Genomic DNA, 17,399 nt, shown 5'->3' on the forward strand with positions numbered 1-17,399 from the left:
GCGCGCGACCGGGCAGGGCGTCAGCCGGCGCCTTCGAGCGCCTTTTGCCGGCGGCGCTGCACCGAACTGCCGATGCCCATCGCCTCGCGATATTTGGCGACGGTCCGCCGCGCGATGTCGAAGCCCTTGTCGCGCAGCAGCTCGACGAGCGTGTCGTCGGACAGGATCTTGCGCGGATCCTCGGCCGCGATCAGCGTGCGGATCGCGCTCTTCACCGCCTCGGCCGACACGGCGTCGCCGCCATCGGCCGACTGGATCGCGCTGGTGAAGAAATATTTGAGCTCGAACAGCCCGCGCGCGCAGCTGAGATATTTGTTGCTGGTGACGCGGCTGACGGTCGATTCGTGCATGCCGATCGCGTCCGCCACCTGGCGCAGCGTGAGCGGGCGCAGATGGGCGACGCCGCGCAGGAAAAAAGCCTCCTGCTGCTTCACGATCTCGCCCGCGACGCGCAGGATCGTCCGCTGGCGCTGGTCGAGCGCCTTGACCAGCCAGTTGGCACTGGCGAGGCAATCCGACAGCCAGGCGCGGCCCGCCTTGTCCTGCCGCCCGCCCGCGACCTCGGCATAATAGGCGCGGTTGACGAGCAGCCGGGGCAGCGTGGCCGAATTGATCTCGACCGCCCAATTGTCGCCGCGCCGCGCGACGAACAGGTCGGGCGTGACCGCGGGCGTGGGTTCGCCGCCATAGCGACAGCCGGGCTTGGGATCATAGCCGCGCAGTTCGCGGATCATGTCGGTCAGGTCGTCGTCGTCGACCTCGCACAGCCGCCGCAGCCGCGCCCGGTCGCCGCGCGCGACGAGATCGAGATTGTCGATCAGCCGCGCCATGCACGGATCGTAGCGATCGGCCTCGCGCGCCTGGAGCGCCAGGCATTCGGCAAGGTTCCGCGCGCCGACGCCGGTGGGGTCGAAGGTCTGGATCACCGTGAGCACCGCCTCGACCGCGGCGAGCGGGACGCCGAGGCGCGTCGCCACCTCGGCGAGCGGCACGGTGAGATAGCCGCAGGCGTCGATCTGGTCGATCAGATGCGCCGCAATGAACAGGTCGGTGCCCGCAAGCGCCGCACCCGCCTGGGCCATCAGGTGGTCGGCAAGGCTGATTTCGCCCTGACCGAGCGAATCGATGTCGGGCGCATCCTCCCCGCCGCTGCCGCCGCCGGCGGTGCCGAGGCCGAGCGCGCCGTCGAGCCCGCCGATGGCGTCGCTCGCGCAATCATGATGGAAGGTTTCGGCGACGAGATCGACGTCGAGCGCCGCCTCGCGTGCATCGGCAAGGCCCGCGATCAGCTCGCTCGCATCCTGGGGCGAGTCGAAGGGCGCGCCATCATCGCCCCCGTCGCTGCTCCCGTCGCCGTCGCCAAAGCCGTCGTCGCCGCCGCTCGCCTCGGTCCCCGGACCGCGCGGATCGCCGGTCTCGTCGCCGCCCTCGCCCGGCTGCGCATCGAGCAGCGGGTTACGTTCGAGTTCCTCGGCGATGAACGCCTCGATTTCGAGATTGGACAGCGCCAGCAGCTTGATCGCCTGCTGAAGCTGCGGCGTCATCACGAGCGATTGCGTCTGCCGCAGGTCGAGGCGAGGCGCGAGGCTCATGGACGGTTACAGCTCGAAGCTCTCGCCCAGATAGAGGCGGCGGACATTCTCGTCCTTGACGAGGTCGCCGGGCGAGCCCGCGAAGAGCACGCGGCCGTCATAGATGATGTAGCCGCGATCGACGATGTCCAGCGTCTCGCGGACGTTGTGATCGGTGATGAGCACGCCGATGCCGCGATTCTTGAGCTCGCGGATCAGTTCGCGAATGTCGGCGATCGAGATCGGGTCGATGCCCGCGAACGGCTCGTCGAGCAGCATGATCGTCGGGTCGGCCGCCAGCGCGCGCGCGATCTCCGCCCGGCGCCGCTCGCCGCCCGACAGCGCCATCGCCGGCGAGGCGCGCAGCCGGGTAAGCCCGAATTCGTCGAGCAGCTGGTCGAGACGCGCCTGACGCGCATCGCGGTCGGGCTCGGACAGCTCGAGCACCGCCATGATGTTCTTTTCGACCGTCAGTCCGCGGAAGATCGAGGTTTCCTGCGGCAGATAGCCGAGCCCCAGGATCGCGCGCCGATACATGGGCAGGCGAGTGATATCCTCGCCATCGAGCATGATGCGGCCCGAATCGGGCTTCACGAGGCCCATCACCGAATAGAAGCAGGTCGTCTTGCCCGCGCCGTTGGGGCCGAGCAGGCCGATCACCTCGCCGCGACCGACCGAGAGCGACACGTCGGTGAGGACCACGCGCTTGTCATACGACTTGGCGATCGACACCACCGCCAGCCCCTTTTCGGGCAGCGGCGCCGGATCGGCCAGCGGGTGTTCGATCGTTGCGGCTTCGGTCATCACGGATCCCTGACTCGACACGGGCGGGGCGATACCAACGATCACCGCCCGGAAACGTGGCGCAAGTTCCGGCCGGGGAAAAGGATAATCGGCCAGGCGCCTGGAATAAACCGGGTTATGGTTTCGGCGTCGTCGCGGCGGGCGCTTCGTTGCCGTCGGTCTTGCGCTTGGGCACCGAGAAGCGCCCGGTCACGCGCCCGCCTGAACTGCGCAGGCCGCCGGGCGCCTCGCCGGCATCGGGCGTTGCGGCGCCGCGCACGCCCGAACCGTCGATCGTCGCGCGGCCGCTGTCGAGGTCGATCGAAAGCCGGCCGCCCGAAAGATTGTTGTTGCCCTGGCGCAGCGTCACGCCGCCGATCATCGTGATGACGCGGCGGTTGAGGTCATAGACCGCATATTGCGCGCGGGCATTCTGGTCCGGCCGCGTGATCGTCACCCCGCCGGCGGCGTCGAGCCGGTTGACCTGGGGCGAGCCGTCGGTGATCTGGCCCGAATAGGTAACCGTCACGCGTGCCGCGGTGAGCGTCATTTCCGCCTGGCGGATGCGCACATTGCCGCTGAGCAAGGCGCGATTCGCCTTGTCCTGAAGCTCGATCCGGTCCGAGGCGACGTCGATCGGCGCCGAGGTGTCGTGGCGCTGCTGGGCGATCGCCGGCGCGTCATGCGCGAGGACGAGCAGGGCCAGACCGGCGGCGGGGGCGGAAAAACGACTCATTCAGCGCCTATTTGCTCGCTTGGGGATGATCCGCAAGCGGGCATTGCCCTCGATCGCGACGGTGCGGTTCTCGAGATCGGCGGTCATGCGGTTGCCGCTGAAGCTGCCCATCGGCGTCGTGCCGTCGACGGCACCTCCGCTGCGCATCTGCCGGGTCTTGAGATCCACCGTCGCATCGCGCGTGTTCAGCGCATAGCCGTTCGCCGCCTGAAAGCGGATCGGGCCGTCCACCGACACCTGCTCACGGTTGAGGTCGTAATGGCCGCGATCGGCCTGAAACGAGGCCGGGCCGTCGCGGAGCGCGATCGAGGCCGACAGGCCCTTGAGCTGCACGACCGGCTCGGCCGAGCTGCGCTGCACCGCCGACTGGGCGTTGAGCCGGAAGGCGCGGCCGCGCGAATCCTCGCCGCGATACTGCGCCGAATCGATCCGCAGCCGTTCGGGCGATACCGCGACGCGGTTCTTGTCGAGCACGAAGCTGACGTCGCCCGCGAGCGTCAGCGGCGCCACGACGAGGAAGGTCGCGAGCACGCCGATCCCGAGCGGCAGCAGCAGCAGCGCGATGCGCACGATGCGGTCATGCCCGCTGCCCGGATGGGCCCAGGTCCGCTTCTGCGATCGAAGACGTGCCGCAACCTCAGACATGCGCGAAGATATCGACCTCCGGCCAGCCCGCCAGATCGAGTTCCGCCCGCCAGGGAAGGAAGTCGAAACATGCCTGTGCGATTTCCATGCGCCCTTCACGCTCGAGACGACGATCGAGTTCCGCCTTGAGCGCGTGGAGATAGCGCACGTCGGACGCGGCATATTCCTTCTGCGCGTCCGAAAGCTCGCGGGCGCCCCAGTCCGACGACTGCTGCTGCTTCGAAATTTCCTCGCCCAGCAACTCGCGCACCAGCTCCTTCAGCCCGTGACGGTCGGTATAGGTGCGCACCAGCCGCGACGCGATCTTGGTGCAATAGACCGGGCCGGCGGTGACGCCGAGATAGAAGCGGATCGCCGCGAGGTCGAAACGCGCGAAATGATAGAGCTTGATCCGTTCGGGATCCGCCAGGACGCGGCGCAGATTGGGCGCGTCATAGCTCGACTGCGGGCCGAAGCGGACGAGATGCTCGTCGCCGCCGCCGTCCGAAAGCTGGACGACGCAAAGTCGATCGCGCAGCGTCACCAGACCCATGGTCTCGGTATCGACGGCGATGGCGGCACCCGGGGCGAAAACGTCTTCGGGCAGGTCTTCTTCGTGGAGGTAGACGGTCATGCACTCCGCCTAGACGCGTTCGGGCGCGGGCTCAATGGTTCGCGCGCCCGAACGGTCGACGCTGCGGCCGACCGAGTCCGTGCCGTGCGGTCAGTGCCCGGCACCATCGCCGGCGCCATCGCCGTCGCGCCGCGTGCGCTTGCGGCGGGCGATCAGGTTGAGCGCCTCGACCGCGGCCGAAAAGGCCATGGCGGAATAGATATAACCCTTGGGCACATGCACCCCGAATCCGTCGGCGATCAGCACCACGCCGATCATCAGCAGGAAGCCGAGCGCCAGCATCACCACGCTGGGATTGTGGTGGATGAAATTGGCGAGCGGATCGGCCGCGAACAGCATCACGCCCACCGCCACCAGCACCGCGGCGATCATCACGGGCAGATGATCGGTCATGCCGATCGCGGTGAGGATCGAATCGATCGAGAACACCATGTCGAGCAACAGGATCTGCGCAATCGCCGCGCCGAAACCGAGCACTGCGGCACCGCCGGTGCTCGCCCCCGAATCGGCGCGATCGGGATCGACATTGTGGTGGATTTCGGTCGTTGCCTTCCACACGAGGAACACGCCGCCCGCGATGAGGATCAGGTCGCGCCACGAAAAGGCGGTTTCGAAGCTGGGCTCGCCATGCGCGCCCGCCGCGCCCGTCAGCCCCAGGTCGAATACCGGCTGCGTCAGCTGCGCGATCCACGCGATCATCGACAGCAGCGCCAGCCGCATCACGAGCGCGAGGCTGATTCCCAGCCGGCGCGCCTTTTGCCGCTGCGCCTCGGGGAGCTTGTTCGAGAGAATCGAGATGAAGATCAGGTTGTCGACGCCGAGCACCACCTCCATCACGATCAGCGTGGCGAGCGCCAGCCAGGCGGCGGGATCGGCGATGAGGGCGTTGATGGCGTCCATGGTTTCGTCTCCAACCGGCAACGACTCGTCTCTGCCGGGCGCGGGGCCGTGGCGCAAGCGCCGCAGTCCGTTCGAAAACGCCACAATCAAGACGTTTTTCGTTCGCGCGCTGTCCGGTTTTGGTTTATGGCTGATTCCCAGGGTACTAATTGTGCCCTGAACACATGCGTTTTTCGTCCGGCGCTTGGGTTTTGATTGATTTAGGGCGAACCGGGAAGACGATTAGGGCATGAGTTTCGATAGAGGGCGCCGCGGCGATCGCGGCGGGCGCGGCAGGGACAAGCGCGACGGCTTCGGTGACGAGGGCTTCGGCGGCTTTGGCTACGAAGACCGCGGTTTCGGTGGCGGCGGCCGTGGCGGCTTTGGCGGCGGCTTCGGTGATCGCGGCGGCTTCGGCGGCGGCGGTGGCGGCGGCGGGTTTGGCGGCGGCGGCTTCGGCGGCCCGCGCGGCGGCGGCGGTGGCCGCGGCATGCCCCCGCAGGTCGTTGGCGAAGCCACCGGCGTGGTCAAGTTCTTCAACGGCCAGAAGGGCTTTGGCTTCATCGTGCGCGATGACGGCGGTGAGGACGTTTTCGTCCACATCTCCGCGGTCGAGCAGGCGGGCCTGACCGGCCTGGCTGAAGGTCAGCCGCTGGGCTTCACGCTGGTCGATCGCGGTGGCCGCATCTCGGCGACCGAGCTGAAGATCGACGGCGAGCCGATGCCGGTGACCGACCGTGCGCCGGCGGCGGGTGCCGCAGGTGGTCCGGGCGGCGCGCGGGGTGGCCCGCAGCGTCAGCTGACCGGTGAGCGCGCGAGCGGCACCGTCAAGTTCTTCAACGCGATGAAGGGCTTCGGCTTCATTCAGCGCGACGACGGCCAGCCGGATGCGTTCGTGCACATTTCGGCGGTCGAGCGCGCTGGGCTCCCGACGCTCAACGAGGGCGATCGGCTCGAGTTCGAGCTCGAGGTGGACCGTCGCGGCAAGTACGCCGCGGTGAACCTCAACCCGGCCAGCTGAGGCCGGGCAGAGCGCCGTAACGAAAAGAGGCCGGACGTGCAGACGTCCGGCCTTTTTTGTCGGTCGGTTTTTGTCGGTCGGGCGGGCACCTGGACGCACATCACGGCGGGCGACGTCGTCGGCCGGTCCGGCAGTTCAGGTGGCGAGTTTCGCCAGCGCGGCGATTCGGTCCGCCTCGTGCGCGGGCTTGTCGGTGCGGATGCGGCTGATCCGCGGGAAGCGCATCGCCAGTCCGGACTTGTGGCGACGCGATTCGTGGATCGAATCGAAGGCGACTTCGAGCACCAGCGTCTTCTCGACCTCCCGCACCGGACCGAAACGCGCGGCGGTGTGATTTCGCACAAAGCGGTCGAGCCAGCGCAGTTCGTCATCGGTGAAGCCGAAATAGGCCTTGCCGACCGGAAGTAACGTGCCATCATCCGCCCAGCATCCGAAAGTAAAATCGGAGTAGAACGAGCTGCGCTTGCCGTTGCCGCGCTGGGCATACATGAGTACGCAGTCGGCGGTCAGCGGATCGCGCTTCCACTTGTACCACAATCCGGCGCGGCGGCCCGCGACATAGGGCGAATCGCGCCGCTTGAGCATCACGCCTTCGATCTGGGCGTCGCGGGCTGCGGCGCGCAATTCGCTGAGCGCGGCAAAGTCGGGCGCGTCGATCAAGGCGGAAAGATCGAAATGCGATGCCGGCAGCGCGGCGGCGAAGCGTTCGAGCCGCGCGCGCCGTTCGGTCCAGGGCGCCTCGCGCACATCTTCGCGCCCGTCGAACAGGACGTCATACAGCCGGACAAAGGCGGGATAGTCGGCGAGCATGCGGGCGGGCACGCGTTTGCGCCCCAGCCGCTGCTGGAGCGCGTTGAAACTCCCCGCGCCGCCGCCGTCGCCGAGCCCGGTCCCCTGGCCGTTGCCCTTCACCAGCAGTTCGCCGTCGAGCACGCCGGGAAACCGGAAGGCCGCCGCGACTTCGGGAAAGCTGTGGGTAATGTCGTCGCCCGCGCGGCTGAACAGCCGGGTCTCCCCTGCAACATGGACGAGCTGGACGCGGATGCCGTCCCATTTCCATTCCGCCGCATAGTCGGTGAGGTCGACCGCATCGGCCTCGAGCGGATGGGCCAGCATGAACGGGCGGAAAACGGGGCTGTCGGCCGGATCGGGGCGATCGGCGCGCCCCTCGGCCCAGTCGAACAATGCGGCATAGGGTGGGGCGAGGCCGTGCCACACCTCCTCGACCGCTGCGACGTCGAGGTCGAACGCCTGTGCGAGCGCGGTCTTGGCAAGGCGGGCGGAGACGCCGACGCGCAACCCGCCCGTCGCCAGCTTGAGCAGCGCGAAGCGTTCGTCGGCGTCCATGTGATCGAGCAGGTCCGCGAGCACCGCCGGGGCGTCGGCGCGGCTCAGCGCCGCCAGCGTCTCGACGACCTCCGACAGTCGGCGCGGCGTCCCCTCGCCGTCGGCCGGGGCGGGCCACAGCAGCGCTGCCGTCTCGGCCGAATCGCCGACAAAGTCGCGGCTGAGCGCGAACAGCACAGGGTCGACGCGCGATTCGACGAGCGTGCGGATCAGCGCCGGCTTGATCGCCGGAAGATCGAGCGCGCCGGTGAGCGCCGCCAGCGCCCAGCCGCGGTCGGGATCGGGCGTCGCGCGCAGATACTCGCCGATCAGCCGCAGCTTGGCGTTCCGCGCGCGCGTGTAGATCAGGCGATCAAGCAGGTCCGCAAAGGCGCGCATGTCGCCAAGATGGGGGCAGTCGCGGGTCGGCGCTACCCCCGATGCGCGGGGCTGGTCGGGTGCCGGCGGCTGCGTTAGACTGTGCCCGCGATCCGCGCATGGCGCGCGGACCTTGCGGGAGCAAATACTTCATGAAGCTCGTCGTTTCTGCTGCGCTGCTGTCGCTGGCGCTGGTCCCGGTTGCCCATGCCCAGACCGCCAAGCCGGCCGCGGCCACCGCCGCACCTGCGGCCCCGAAGTTTTCGCTCGACACGCCGATCGAGGCGCTGGTCGCCGATCCCAAGGCCAAGGCCGTGATCGAAGCCGATCTGCCGGGGCTGAGCACGCACCCGGCGTTCGACCAGTTCAAGGCGATGAGCCTGCGCCAGCTCCAGCCGATGTCGAACGGTGCGCTCAGCGACGAAGTGCTCAAGAAGGTCAGCGACGACCTCACCGCGATCAAGTAACCGTCGGCATCGCGGACGCAAAAAGGGGGAGGGCGGCCGCCGGGCCGTCCTCCCCCCTTTTCGTTTCAGGGTGTAGGCTTCAGCCCTTGCGGCTGGCCTCGAACAGGAACCAGGCGCGTTCCTCGGCCTGGTCGGTCCAGTCGTCGACGATTCCGCTCGTCGCGTTGTCGCCGGCATCCTCGGCGGCCTGCTTCACCGTCCGGAAGCTCTCGACCAGCTTCAGATTGTCGTCGCGCAGCTCGGCGAGCATGTCGGCCGCCGACACGAAGTCGGCGTCGTTGTCGGCGATCGTCTGGTGACGGGCGATGTCGCCCACCGAACGCAGCGTGGTGTTGCCCACCTTGCGGACGCGCTCGGCGATCGCGTCGGTAATGCCCAGAATCTGCGTCGCCTGATCGTCGAGCAACAGGTGATAGTCGCGGAAATGCGGGCCCGAGACGTGCCAGTGGAAGTTCTTGGTCTTGAAATAGAGTGCGAAACAGTCGGCCAGCGCGCTGTTCAGCGCGTCGGCGACGCTGCGGGTCTCGTTGCGGTTGAGGTCGGTCGGGGTCTGAAGCGCGGCCTTGGTATCTGCCATTGTCGTTTCCCTCCTGGATCGGTTCGCCTGCTCAACGACCGGTATAGGCCTTGGTTGCACGCGACGCCCGCGGGAATCTGCAATCACATTGATCGATTCGTCCGATCAGGTGCGGTCGCGTTCAACCGATCAGATGCAGCGCCGACGCCGCCAGATAGAGGCCGATCACCAGCAGGATCAGCCCGGTGACGCTCCGGACCGGCCGGGCGGGCAGGCGATCCCACAGCGGACGTCCGCCCAGCGCGGCGATCATGCCGATCGCGCCCGCGCCCAGCCCCGCGCCCGCGCCCGCATAGGGCGCCATGCCCGGCGCGACGGCCAAGGCGAGCGTCAGCAAGGTCGTCCGGTCGCCCAGCACCGACAGCGACAGGCTTGCGACGATGTTCGGAAAGGGGTGCCGGGGCAGCCAGCCGGGTGCGGGCGCGGCCGGCTCGGTCAGCAGGCCGGACACGCCCGTCATCACCATGGCCGCGCCGAGGAACAGCGTGCAGGCATCGCTGCCGAGCTGCAGCGGCGCGAAGACCGCGATCGCGGCGGCGACGCCATTGGCGACCAGATGGACGATCAGCGCAATCGTGCCCACGAGCAACGGCCGGCCGAATCGCGTCGCGAGTCCTGCTGCGGCGGCGGCCGGCCGATCACCGATCTGGGTCAGGATGGCCAGCAAGACGGCCGGAACAAACGCTTCCATGGACTTTTCCCCGCAACGCAACCGATGGCCCTATGCCCGTTAAGGGCGCGTGAAGCACCCATCAGCCTTGACTTTTGCCCAAGACTCGCGCATCCGCCCGCGTCTGACAGCGGTGCGCCCGGCGCGCGCCGCTCTTTTCTTTTCGCACGATTCAAGGGTTTTCGGGTCATGGCCAAGCCGACCACTGTCAAGATCAAGCTCGTCAGCTCGGCGGATACGGGCTTCTTCTACGTCACCAAGAAGAATCCGCGCACCAAGACCGAGAAGCTGAGCTTCCGCAAATATGATCCCGTCGCGCGCAAGCACGTCGAGTTCAAGGAAGCCAAGATCAAGTAAGCTTCGGCGCTTCGGCGCCTACCGGCTTTCGCCGCGGGGCACGGGAACAGGATTCCCGTCGCACCGTCGCGCGTATTCGCTTTGAGAAGGGGCTCGGCCAACGCCGGCGCGCCTGCGCTTCACGCGGCGCGGGCGGTGGGTCGTCTTGCGCCCGGCTGCCGGCGCTTCAGCGCGCGACGCCCCACAGCGCCATGCGCTCACGGGCGAACCGCGCCATGAAGTGCGCGAGCCCGTCCAGTCGCACCGCGATCGAATCGGCGTCGACGCCTGCCCACATCGCGGGGTCATAGGTGCGTCGGGCCGCGGCCATATCCGCTCCGGCACGATAACAGTCAGTGAGATAGAGCGTTTCGAGCAGTTCCGCGCCGCGCGCCGCCGGCCGGCGGTGGATGGCGGCATAGCGAACCAGCAATTCGCTCATGATGCCCTCGTTCGACGTGCTGACCATCGCGTTCGCCTCCGCTGACGAGGGAGATGGTGCGCGCCCGCCGGTGCGACAAGGCGGGGCGGGCGGTCGCCTGGCCGTTCAGCCGTTCGACGGCTCTTCCGCAGCTTCCGCCGCGTCGGGGACGAGCGCCCGGACTTCCGCCATGAAGCGCGCGAGCGAGATGGGTTTGGAGACATAGGCATTGGCGCCGGCGGCCCGGATACGCTCCTCGTCCTCGCGCCCGGCATAGGCGGTGACCGCCATGATCGGGATCGCGCGCAATCGCGAATCGACCTTCATCTCGCGAATCAGCTCGAGCCCGGTGACGTGCGGCATCTGAATGTCCATCACCACAAGATCGGGAGCGATCTCGCGCGCCTTCGCAACCGCCTCGCGCCCGTCGCTCACCGGCTCGGCCGAGAAGCCGTGCGCGCGCAACAGGTCGCAGAACAGTTTGAGATTGAGTTCGTTGTCCTCGACAACGAGCACCCTTTTTGTCACGCCAGACCCCATGATTTGCAGAGTGGATTAGGCCATGGCAGCGCGCGACACAAATCCGGGACAAGACGAAGCTGCCGCGATCGCGCTTTCGGCGCTTGCCTGGGCGCTCGGCGAGGCGGGGCGGGCGCAACGGCTGCTTGATCTGACGGGACTTGACCCCGCCGGCCTGCGCGCCCGCGCAGGCGACCCCTTGTTGCTTGGCGCCGTGCTCACCTTTCTCGAATCGCATGAGCCCGATCTGGTTGCCTGTGCCGACGCGCTGAACGTCGATCCCGCGCGGCTGGTTGCGGCGCGAATACAGCTGGAGTGTGCATGAAGCCGCTATTGATTACCGATTGCGACGAGGTGCTGCTGCACATGGTGCGGCATTTCGGGGCTTGGCTCGACGAGGCGCACGACATCGATCTGGTCCTGGACGGCACCGAGTTCGAACGGGCGATGCGTCCGCGCGATCCTGCCGCACCGCCGATCGACCGGCGCCGGATGTGGGCGCTCGTCGAGGGTTTCTTTCCGCAGGAGATGGACCGGCAGACGCTGGTTCCGCATGCGCGCGAGGCGCTGGCGTCGATCGCGGCGGTCGCCGACATCGTCGTGCTGACCAATCTGGGCGACGATTGCCGCGACCATCGTATCGCCCAGCTCGCACGGCACGGCATCGCGCACCGCGTCGAGTGCAACCAGGGGCCAAAGGGACCGCGCGTCGCCGAGATCGTCGCCGACATGGCGCGAGCGTCGCGGTGTTCGTCGACGACCTGCCCGCGCACCACGAATCGGTGGCCGCACATGCGCCCGACGTGCTGCGGCTGCACATGATCGCCGAGCCGCAGCTTGCCCCGCACGTCCCCGCGGCGGCGCACGCCCATGCCCGGATCGACGATTGGGCCGCGGCGCGCGACTGGATCCTCGCCCGCTTTGCCGACGCGGCGGCCGGGGGGTTGACCGCGCGCGCGGCGGGTGGTTGACCCCGGGACATGACCGACATGATCGAAGCAAAGCTGGCCGCGCTCGGCCTTTCGCTCCCCGAGGCAGCGGCGCCGGTCGCGGCCTATGTTCCCGTGGTCGAGGCGGGCGGGCTGCTCCACATCTCCGGGCAGCTCCCGTTCGAGGACGGCGCGGTGATGACCGGGCGGCTGGGCGAGGATCGCGACCTGGCGTTCGGCGAAAAGGCGGCGCAGCGTTGCGCACTGATGCTCATCGCGCAGATTCGCCGCGCGCTCGACGGCGACCTTTCGCGCGTGGCGCGCATCGTCAAGCTCGGCGTCTTCGTCAACTCGACCCCGGGTTTCACCGATCAGCCCAAGGTCGCCAACGGCGCATCGGAGCTGATGCAGGCGGTGTTCGGCGATGCGGGCAAGCATGCGCGCAGCGCGGTCGGCGTCGCGGCGCTGCCGCTGGGCGCCGCGGTCGAGGTCGATGCCATCGTCGCCGTGCGCGGCTGATCTCGCCTTTCATTTTCCTGTTCGAATAGCGTCGGCCCCGTCGCCCACCCGTGGCGGCGGGGCCACACTATTGCTGGATTGTTGCGCGGCGGCGCGAAAACCGTTGTGCAGCGCGACGACGTGCGGCAGCTTGGTCCAAGTCGAAGCGACGCCGCGCAGGCTCAGGCCAAAAAGACACGGGCGCTCGACAAGCAGGCTGGAACCCTTGCGACTTTGAACTGAAAGGGATTTCCATGCGCGTTTCTCTGCTCGCCCTTGGCGCCGCCATGGTCTGCGCAGCCGGTCCGGCCTTTGCGCAAGACACGGCGCCCCCGCCCGCGATCACGATCAACGGCACCGCCACGATCGTCAGCGACTATCGCTTCCGCGGCATTTCGCAGACCGACAAGAATGTCGCGGTGCAGGGCAGCATCACCGTCAGCCACGAATCGGGCCTGTACGTCTCGGCCTGGGGGTCGTCGACCGACGATTATGTCACGGCCTCGGGCCGCGGCCATCAGGAGCTCGACCTCATTGCGGGCTACAAGAAGACGGTCAACGGCACGACTTTCGACGTGGGCGTACTCTATTACGTCTATCCCAAGTCGAAGCTGAGCGGCGATCGTTCGAGCTCGGATTTCATCGAGCCCTATGTCTCGGTCGCGCACACGCTGGGACCGGCGACGGGCAAGCTGAGCCTGGCCTATGCGCCCAAGCAGAAGCCGCTGGCGCTCGATCAGATCGGCCCGGCCAAGGACAATGTCTATCTGGCGGGCGACCTGTCGCTCGCAATTCCCAAGACGCCGATCTCGCTCACCGGCCATCTCGGCCACACCTGGGGACCGAGCTGGCTGTCGATCGGCAAGGAATATACCGACTGGAACCTGGGCGTCGCAGTGACGCACAAGGTGCTGACGCTCGGCATCTCCTATGTCGATACCGACGGCGACTTCATCACCCCCAGCGGCAAGAATGCCAGCAAGTCGGGCGTGGTCGCGTCGCTGGGCGTCGCCTTCTGACGCGCGGCGGCTGAGCGCGGACGGCCTGCCGTCGGGCGGGTCGCCGCCGGGCCTGCCCGACCGCAACGAAAAGGGGCCGGGTGCCATGATCGGCGCCCGGCCCCTTTTTCATGCAGCGCTGCCCGCGACGGGGCGGCGGCTTATTGCGGCGTGCGGACGCTCGCCGCCTGGCCGTCACCCTGCGGCGCGGCGATGATGTCGCGCGTGACGGTGCCCTTGTCGACCGAATTGGTCGTCGGGCTGCCCGCCGTGGTGCGCGCGGCGGGATCGGCCAGCGTGCGTCCGGCGGCGTCCAGCGTCGCATTCTCGCTGGCGCTGCGGGCCTGCGACCCGCCGAACAGCGCGTCGAGTGCCTGCTGCGACGGTGCCGTATCCTGCGGACGCGCGGCGCCGGGCTGGGGCGGGACCAGCGCGAAATCGGGCGGGATCACCAGCGGCGCCTGGCGCGCCACCGCGAATTCGTTGGGACGGGCGCGATCGAACCCGCGCTTGCTGCACGCGGAGAGCGAGCCAATAAGCGCCACGCCGGCCGCGATCAGAATAACCTTACGCATTGACTTGATTCTCCACAGGTGCCGGCTTTGCGGCTTGCTTGTCACGCACCAACAGCGCCCGGATCAACAGGATGAGCACGCCGATCGTAATCGCGGCGTCGGCGACGTTGAAGACCAAAAAGGGACGCCAGTTCCCGAAATGAAGATCGGCGAAATCGACGACATAGCCCAGCCGCGTCCGGTCGAGGATGTTGCCGAGCGCACCGCCCAGCACCAGCCCCAGCGCCGACACGTCGGCCAGCCGTCGCTCGCGGAACATCCAGGTGGCGACGCCGGCCGCGATCGCGCCGGTCATCGCGACGAGCGCCCAGCGCATCGCCTCGCTGCTGGCCGACAACAGCCCCAGCGAAACGCCGACATTCTTGACGAAGCGCAGGTCGAAAATCGGCAGCAGCGTCAGCGCCGCGTCCTGGATGTTCAGCCCCAGCGGGCCGGTGACATACCATTTGGTCGCCTGATCGATCAGGAAGACGAGCAGCGCCACGGCGAGCCCGATCGTGCGAATCCGTCCCATCAGCCGACCACCTTTTCGCACCGGTCGCACAGCGCGCCGTCCTGCGTCACCTCGGGCAGATGCCGCCAGCACCGGCCGCATTTGTGGCGCTCGGTGGGCGTCACCGTGACATCGGCTCCCTGATCCACCTTCGACACGATGAACAGCTCGGCGAGCTCCTCGGCCGGCATCGGCAGCGTCGGCACGGTCACTTCGGCCTCGAGGCTGGAGCGGACCTTCTTCTCGCGGCGATAGGGCTCGATCGCCTCGGTGACGGTCTGGCGCAGCGCGCGGATCGCGGTCCAGTCATGCTCGACCGTGGCGCCTTCCGGCAGCACCGGCCATTCCAGCTCGTGGACCGATCCGTCTTCGCTGGGGAAGCGGGCCTGCCAAACTTCCTCGGCGGTGAAGGCGAGGATCGGCGCAGCGTAGCGGACCAGCGCGTGGAACAGCACGTCCAGCACGGTGCGATAGGCACGGCGCTTGGGATCGGTCTCCGCATCGCAGTAGAGGCAGTCCTTGCGGATATCGAAGAAGAAGGCCGAGAGGTCCTCGTTCATGAAGTCGCCGAGCGCACGCGCATAGCGATTGAACTCGAACGCCTCCGCCGCCGACCGCAGCTCCGCATCGAGCGCCGCCAGCTTGTGGAGCACATAGCGCTCCAGCTCGGGCATGTCGGCCACCGCCACCTTCTCGGCCTCGCCGAACCCGTCGAGCGCGCCGAGCAGATAGCGGAAGGTGTTGCGGATCTTGCGGTACGCGTCGCCGGTGCCGGCCAGCACTTCCTTGCCGATGCGGACGTCGTCGAAATAGTCGGTCTGCGCGACCCAGAGGCGCAGGATGTCCGCGCCGCTCTCGCCGATGATCTTCAGCGGATCGACGACGTTGCCGAGCGACTTGGACATTTTCTTGCCCTGGCCGTCGAGCGCGAAGCCATGGGTGAGCACCGCGTCATAGGGCGCCCGGCCGCGGGTGCCCGACGATTCGAGCAGCGACGACTGGAACCAGCCGCGATGCTGGTCCGAACCTTCGAGATAGAGGTTGGCGCGGACACCCTCGCCATAGCGCGCCTCGATCACGAAGCTGTGGGTCGAGCCGCTGTCGAACCACACGTCGAGAATGTCGGTGACGACCTCATAGTCGGCGAGCGCATAGTCGGGGCCGAGCAGTTGCTGGTGATCGGCCTGGAACCAGGCATCGGCCCCGCCGGCGCGGAAGGCATCGAGGATACGCGCGTTGACCGCCGGGTCGCGCAGATAGTCGCCGGTGGCGCGGTTGACGTAGAGCGCGATCGGCACGCCCCAGGCGCGCTGACGGCTGATCACCCAGTCCGGGCGGCCCTCCACCATCGCGCGGATGCGGTTGATCGCGCGTTCCGGCACCCAGCGGGTATGCTCGATCGCGTCGAGCGCGACTTCGCGGAGCGTGGGAGCGTTGCTGTCCGAAGCACCCGCGCCCGGTGCGGGCGTGGGCTTGTCCATGGGAATGAACCATTGCGGCGTGCAGCGGAAGATGATCTTCGCCTTGCTCCGCCAGCTGTGCGGATAGCTGTGCTGAAAGTCGTCCGAGGCGGCGAGCAGGGCCCCTGCGGCGCGCAGGTCCGAACAGATCGGGCCGTCCGCGCTCACAAACTTCTTGTTGATGACGCTCCCCTGGCCGCCGAGCCACGCCCAGTCGGCGCGATACATGCCGCCCGCATCCACCGCGAACACCGGATCGATGCCGTGCGCCTTGCACAGCAGGAAGTCGTCCTCGCCATGATCCGGCGCCATGTGGACGAGGCCGGTACCCGCATCGGTGGTGACGAAGTCGCCGGGCAGGAACGGCCGCGGCTTGGCGAAGAACCCGCCGAGCGCATGCATCGGGTGACGGGCTACCGTGCCGGCCAGCTCGGTGCCTTTCAGGCGATCGGCGTACGCAGTAGCGCCATGGTCACCAACGCTAGGTGCGGCGAACGTATCAGGGCCTGGTACCAAGCCAGTACGCTTCGCGAAAGCCTCCGCGAGATCCGCGGCGACGACATAATGGTCGGTGCTGCCGCCTTCGTAAAACAGGACGTAGTCAATGTCCTCCCCGTACGCGAGTGCCTGATTGACAGGGATGGTCCACGGCGTGGTGGTCCAGATGACGGCACTTACTCGCCAGCCCCGGTCCATCAAAGCTTGGATGACCGGTGATTTGGTCTCCACGATCTCAAACGCCACGTCGATCTGCGTCGACGTGATGTCCTCATACTCGACCTCGGCCTCGGCCAGCGCGGTCTTTTCGACCGGGGACCACATCACCGGCTTGGCGCCCCGATAGAGCTGGCCGCTCTCGGCGAACTTGAGCAGCTCGCCCGCGATCCGCGCCTCGGCGTCGAACTTCATGGTCAGATAGGGATCGTCCCAGTCGCCCAGGATACCGAGCCGCTCGAACTGGCCGCGCTGCACCGCCACCCATTTTTCGGCATAGGCGCGGCATTCGGCGCGGAAGGCGACGGGGGCGACTTCGTCCTTGTTGAGCTTCTTGGCGCGATAGGCTTCCTCGACCTTCCACTCGATCGGCAGGCCGTGGCAGTCCCAGCCGGGGACATAGGGCGCGTCCTTGCCCATCAGGCTCTGCGAGCGGACGACGATGTCCTTCAGGATCTTGTTGAGCGCATGGCCCATATGGATGTCGCCATTGGCGTAGGGCGGGCCGTCGTGCAGCAGGAAGCGCTCGCGGCCGGCGCGGGCCTCGCGCAGCTTCTGGTAGAGCTTAATTCGCGCCCAGCGCTCGAGGATGGCGGGCTCCTTGTTTGCAAGGCCGGCCTTCATCGGGAAATCGGTCTTCGGCAGGAAGACGGTGTCGCGCCAGTCGCGCTGGGTGTCGGTTGCGTCAGTCATGGGTCGCGCGGGATTAGCTTGTGTGGGGGGCGAAGTCATCCCTCTGCCGCCGCTGTCGGGGCCGGGGAGGCGATTTTTGTGCCCGTCCCGCGACGAT

The 17,399-nt window shown here is 67.7% G+C and carries 20 protein-coding genes and 1 pseudogene; 7 read left to right on the forward strand and 14 right to left on the reverse strand.

What is annotated here, in order from left to right:
• Window positions 1–20: 20 nt before the first annotated feature.
• From rpoN to ACT3CF_RS02210, 6 genes are all read right to left on the reverse strand, one after another.
• Window positions 21–1,592 (reverse strand): RNA polymerase factor sigma-54, encoded by a 1,572-nt coding sequence (gene rpoN, locus ACT3CF_RS02185; protein ID WP_478420091.1) that lies wholly within the window; start codon window positions 1,590–1,592, stop codon window positions 21–23.
• Window positions 1,593–1,598: 6 nt separating this feature from the next.
• Window positions 1,599–2,375 carry an LPS export ABC transporter ATP-binding protein gene (lptB, locus tag ACT3CF_RS02190; protein ID WP_478420092.1) on the reverse strand — a complete coding sequence of 259 codons (777 nt, stop codon included), beginning with the start codon at window positions 2,373–2,375 and terminating at the stop codon, window positions 1,599–1,601.
• Between the two features lie 115 nt (window positions 2,376–2,490).
• Window positions 2,491–3,090 carry an LptA/OstA family protein gene (locus ACT3CF_RS02195; protein ID WP_478420093.1) on the reverse strand — a complete coding sequence of 200 codons (600 nt, stop codon included), beginning with the start codon at window positions 3,088–3,090 and terminating at the stop codon, window positions 2,491–2,493.
• Window positions 3,091–3,735 (reverse strand): LPS export ABC transporter periplasmic protein LptC, encoded by a 645-nt coding sequence (gene lptC / locus ACT3CF_RS02200; protein WP_478420094.1) that lies wholly within the window; start codon window positions 3,733–3,735, stop codon window positions 3,091–3,093.
• Window positions 3,728–4,348: a ribonuclease D gene (locus ACT3CF_RS02205; RefSeq protein ID WP_478420095.1), complete on the reverse strand. Its 621-nt coding sequence runs from the start codon at window positions 4,346–4,348 to the stop codon at window positions 3,728–3,730. Before ACT3CF_RS02205 ends, lptC begins: the two co-directional genes overlap by 8 nt.
• A gap of 90 nt (window positions 4,349–4,438) precedes the next feature.
• Window positions 4,439–5,248 (reverse strand): TerC family protein, encoded by an 810-nt coding sequence (locus tag ACT3CF_RS02210; protein ID WP_478420096.1) that lies wholly within the window; start codon window positions 5,246–5,248, stop codon window positions 4,439–4,441.
• 229 nt (window positions 5,249–5,477) lie between these two features.
• On the opposite strand from ACT3CF_RS02210, the gene ACT3CF_RS02215 reads away from it, so the two are divergent.
• Window positions 5,478–6,248: a cold-shock protein gene (locus ACT3CF_RS02215; RefSeq protein ID WP_478420097.1), complete on the forward strand. Its 771-nt coding sequence runs from the start codon at window positions 5,478–5,480 to the stop codon at window positions 6,246–6,248.
• A gap of 135 nt (window positions 6,249–6,383) precedes the next feature.
• Here the strand turns inward: ACT3CF_RS02215 and ACT3CF_RS02220 are convergent, their stop codons facing one another.
• Window positions 6,384–7,973: a cisplatin damage response ATP-dependent DNA ligase gene (locus ACT3CF_RS02220; protein ID WP_478420098.1), complete on the reverse strand. Its 1,590-nt coding sequence runs from the start codon at window positions 7,971–7,973 to the stop codon at window positions 6,384–6,386.
• 131 nt (window positions 7,974–8,104) lie between these two features.
• Between ACT3CF_RS02220 and ACT3CF_RS02225 the strand changes: the two genes are divergently transcribed.
• Window positions 8,105–8,419, forward strand: coding sequence for a hypothetical protein (locus ACT3CF_RS02225; protein ID WP_478420099.1), 315 nt, complete (start codon window positions 8,105–8,107; stop codon window positions 8,417–8,419).
• A 79-nt stretch (window positions 8,420–8,498) separates the two neighbouring features.
• Here ACT3CF_RS02225 and ACT3CF_RS02230 read toward each other — a convergent pair whose 3' ends face one another.
• Both ACT3CF_RS02230 and ACT3CF_RS02235 read right to left on the reverse strand, forming a co-directional pair.
• Window positions 8,499–8,996 carry a Dps family protein gene (locus ACT3CF_RS02230; RefSeq protein WP_478420100.1) on the reverse strand — a complete coding sequence of 166 codons (498 nt, stop codon included), beginning with the start codon at window positions 8,994–8,996 and terminating at the stop codon, window positions 8,499–8,501.
• A gap of 121 nt (window positions 8,997–9,117) precedes the next feature.
• Window positions 9,118–9,687, reverse strand: a complete 570-nt coding sequence (locus ACT3CF_RS02235; RefSeq protein WP_478420101.1) for a TMEM165/GDT1 family protein — start codon at window positions 9,685–9,687, stop codon at window positions 9,118–9,120.
• A gap of 168 nt (window positions 9,688–9,855) precedes the next feature.
• Here ACT3CF_RS02235 and rpmG point away from each other — a divergent pair, with 168 nt between their 5' ends.
• Complete coding sequence (rpmG, locus tag ACT3CF_RS02240; RefSeq protein ID WP_095997823.1) at window positions 9,856–10,023, forward strand: 50S ribosomal protein L33; 168 nt, start codon at window positions 9,856–9,858, stop codon at window positions 10,021–10,023.
• A 166-nt stretch (window positions 10,024–10,189) separates the two neighbouring features.
• On the opposite strand, the gene ACT3CF_RS02245 is transcribed toward rpmG, so the two are convergent.
• Window positions 10,190–10,444 carry a hypothetical protein gene (locus ACT3CF_RS02245; RefSeq protein WP_478420102.1) on the reverse strand — a complete coding sequence of 85 codons (255 nt, stop codon included), beginning with the start codon at window positions 10,442–10,444 and terminating at the stop codon, window positions 10,190–10,192.
• Between the two features lie 105 nt (window positions 10,445–10,549).
• Window positions 10,550–10,951 carry a response regulator gene (locus ACT3CF_RS02250; protein WP_478420103.1) on the reverse strand — a complete coding sequence of 134 codons (402 nt, stop codon included), beginning with the start codon at window positions 10,949–10,951 and terminating at the stop codon, window positions 10,550–10,552.
• 34 nt (window positions 10,952–10,985) lie between these two features.
• Here ACT3CF_RS02250 and ACT3CF_RS02255 point away from each other — a divergent pair, with 34 nt between their 5' ends.
• From ACT3CF_RS02255 to ACT3CF_RS02270, 4 genes and pseudogenes are all read left to right on the forward strand, one after another.
• On the forward strand, window positions 10,986–11,267 hold the full coding sequence (locus tag ACT3CF_RS02255; protein WP_478420104.1) for a DUF3572 family protein: 282 nt from the start codon (window positions 10,986–10,988) through the stop codon (window positions 11,265–11,267).
• Window positions 11,264–11,913: pseudogene (locus ACT3CF_RS02260) on the forward strand (HAD family hydrolase). The gene ACT3CF_RS02255 and the pseudogene ACT3CF_RS02260 overlap by 4 nt, the downstream one beginning before the upstream one ends.
• Window positions 11,914–11,922: 9 nt before the next feature.
• Complete coding sequence (locus ACT3CF_RS02265) at window positions 11,923–12,390, forward strand: RidA family protein (protein ID WP_478420105.1); 468 nt, start codon at window positions 11,923–11,925, stop codon at window positions 12,388–12,390.
• A gap of 233 nt (window positions 12,391–12,623) precedes the next feature.
• Window positions 12,624–13,388: a TorF family putative porin gene (locus tag ACT3CF_RS02270; protein ID WP_478420106.1), complete on the forward strand. Its 765-nt coding sequence runs from the start codon at window positions 12,624–12,626 to the stop codon at window positions 13,386–13,388.
• A 140-nt stretch (window positions 13,389–13,528) separates the two neighbouring features.
• Here ACT3CF_RS02270 and ACT3CF_RS02275 read toward each other — a convergent pair whose 3' ends face one another.
• The 3 genes from ACT3CF_RS02275 to ileS are packed head-to-tail and all read right to left on the reverse strand — an operon-like array spanning window position 13,529 to window position 17,302.
• Window positions 13,529–13,942 carry a DUF3035 domain-containing protein gene (locus ACT3CF_RS02275; RefSeq protein ID WP_478420107.1) on the reverse strand — a complete coding sequence of 138 codons (414 nt, stop codon included), beginning with the start codon at window positions 13,940–13,942 and terminating at the stop codon, window positions 13,529–13,531.
• The gene (gene lspA, locus ACT3CF_RS02280) at window positions 13,935–14,456 is read right to left on the reverse strand and encodes a signal peptidase II (RefSeq protein WP_478420108.1); all 522 of its coding nucleotides are present in this window, start codon (window positions 14,454–14,456) and stop codon (window positions 13,935–13,937) included. The genes ACT3CF_RS02275 and lspA overlap by 8 nt, the downstream gene beginning before the upstream one ends.
• Window positions 14,456–17,302 carry an isoleucine--tRNA ligase gene (gene ileS, locus ACT3CF_RS02285; protein ID WP_478420109.1) on the reverse strand — a complete coding sequence of 949 codons (2,847 nt, stop codon included), beginning with the start codon at window positions 17,300–17,302 and terminating at the stop codon, window positions 14,456–14,458. The genes lspA and ileS overlap by 1 nt, the downstream gene beginning before the upstream one ends.
• Window positions 17,303–17,399 lie beyond the last annotated feature (97 nt).

This window comes from Sphingomonas chlorellae (assembly GCF_056485145.1).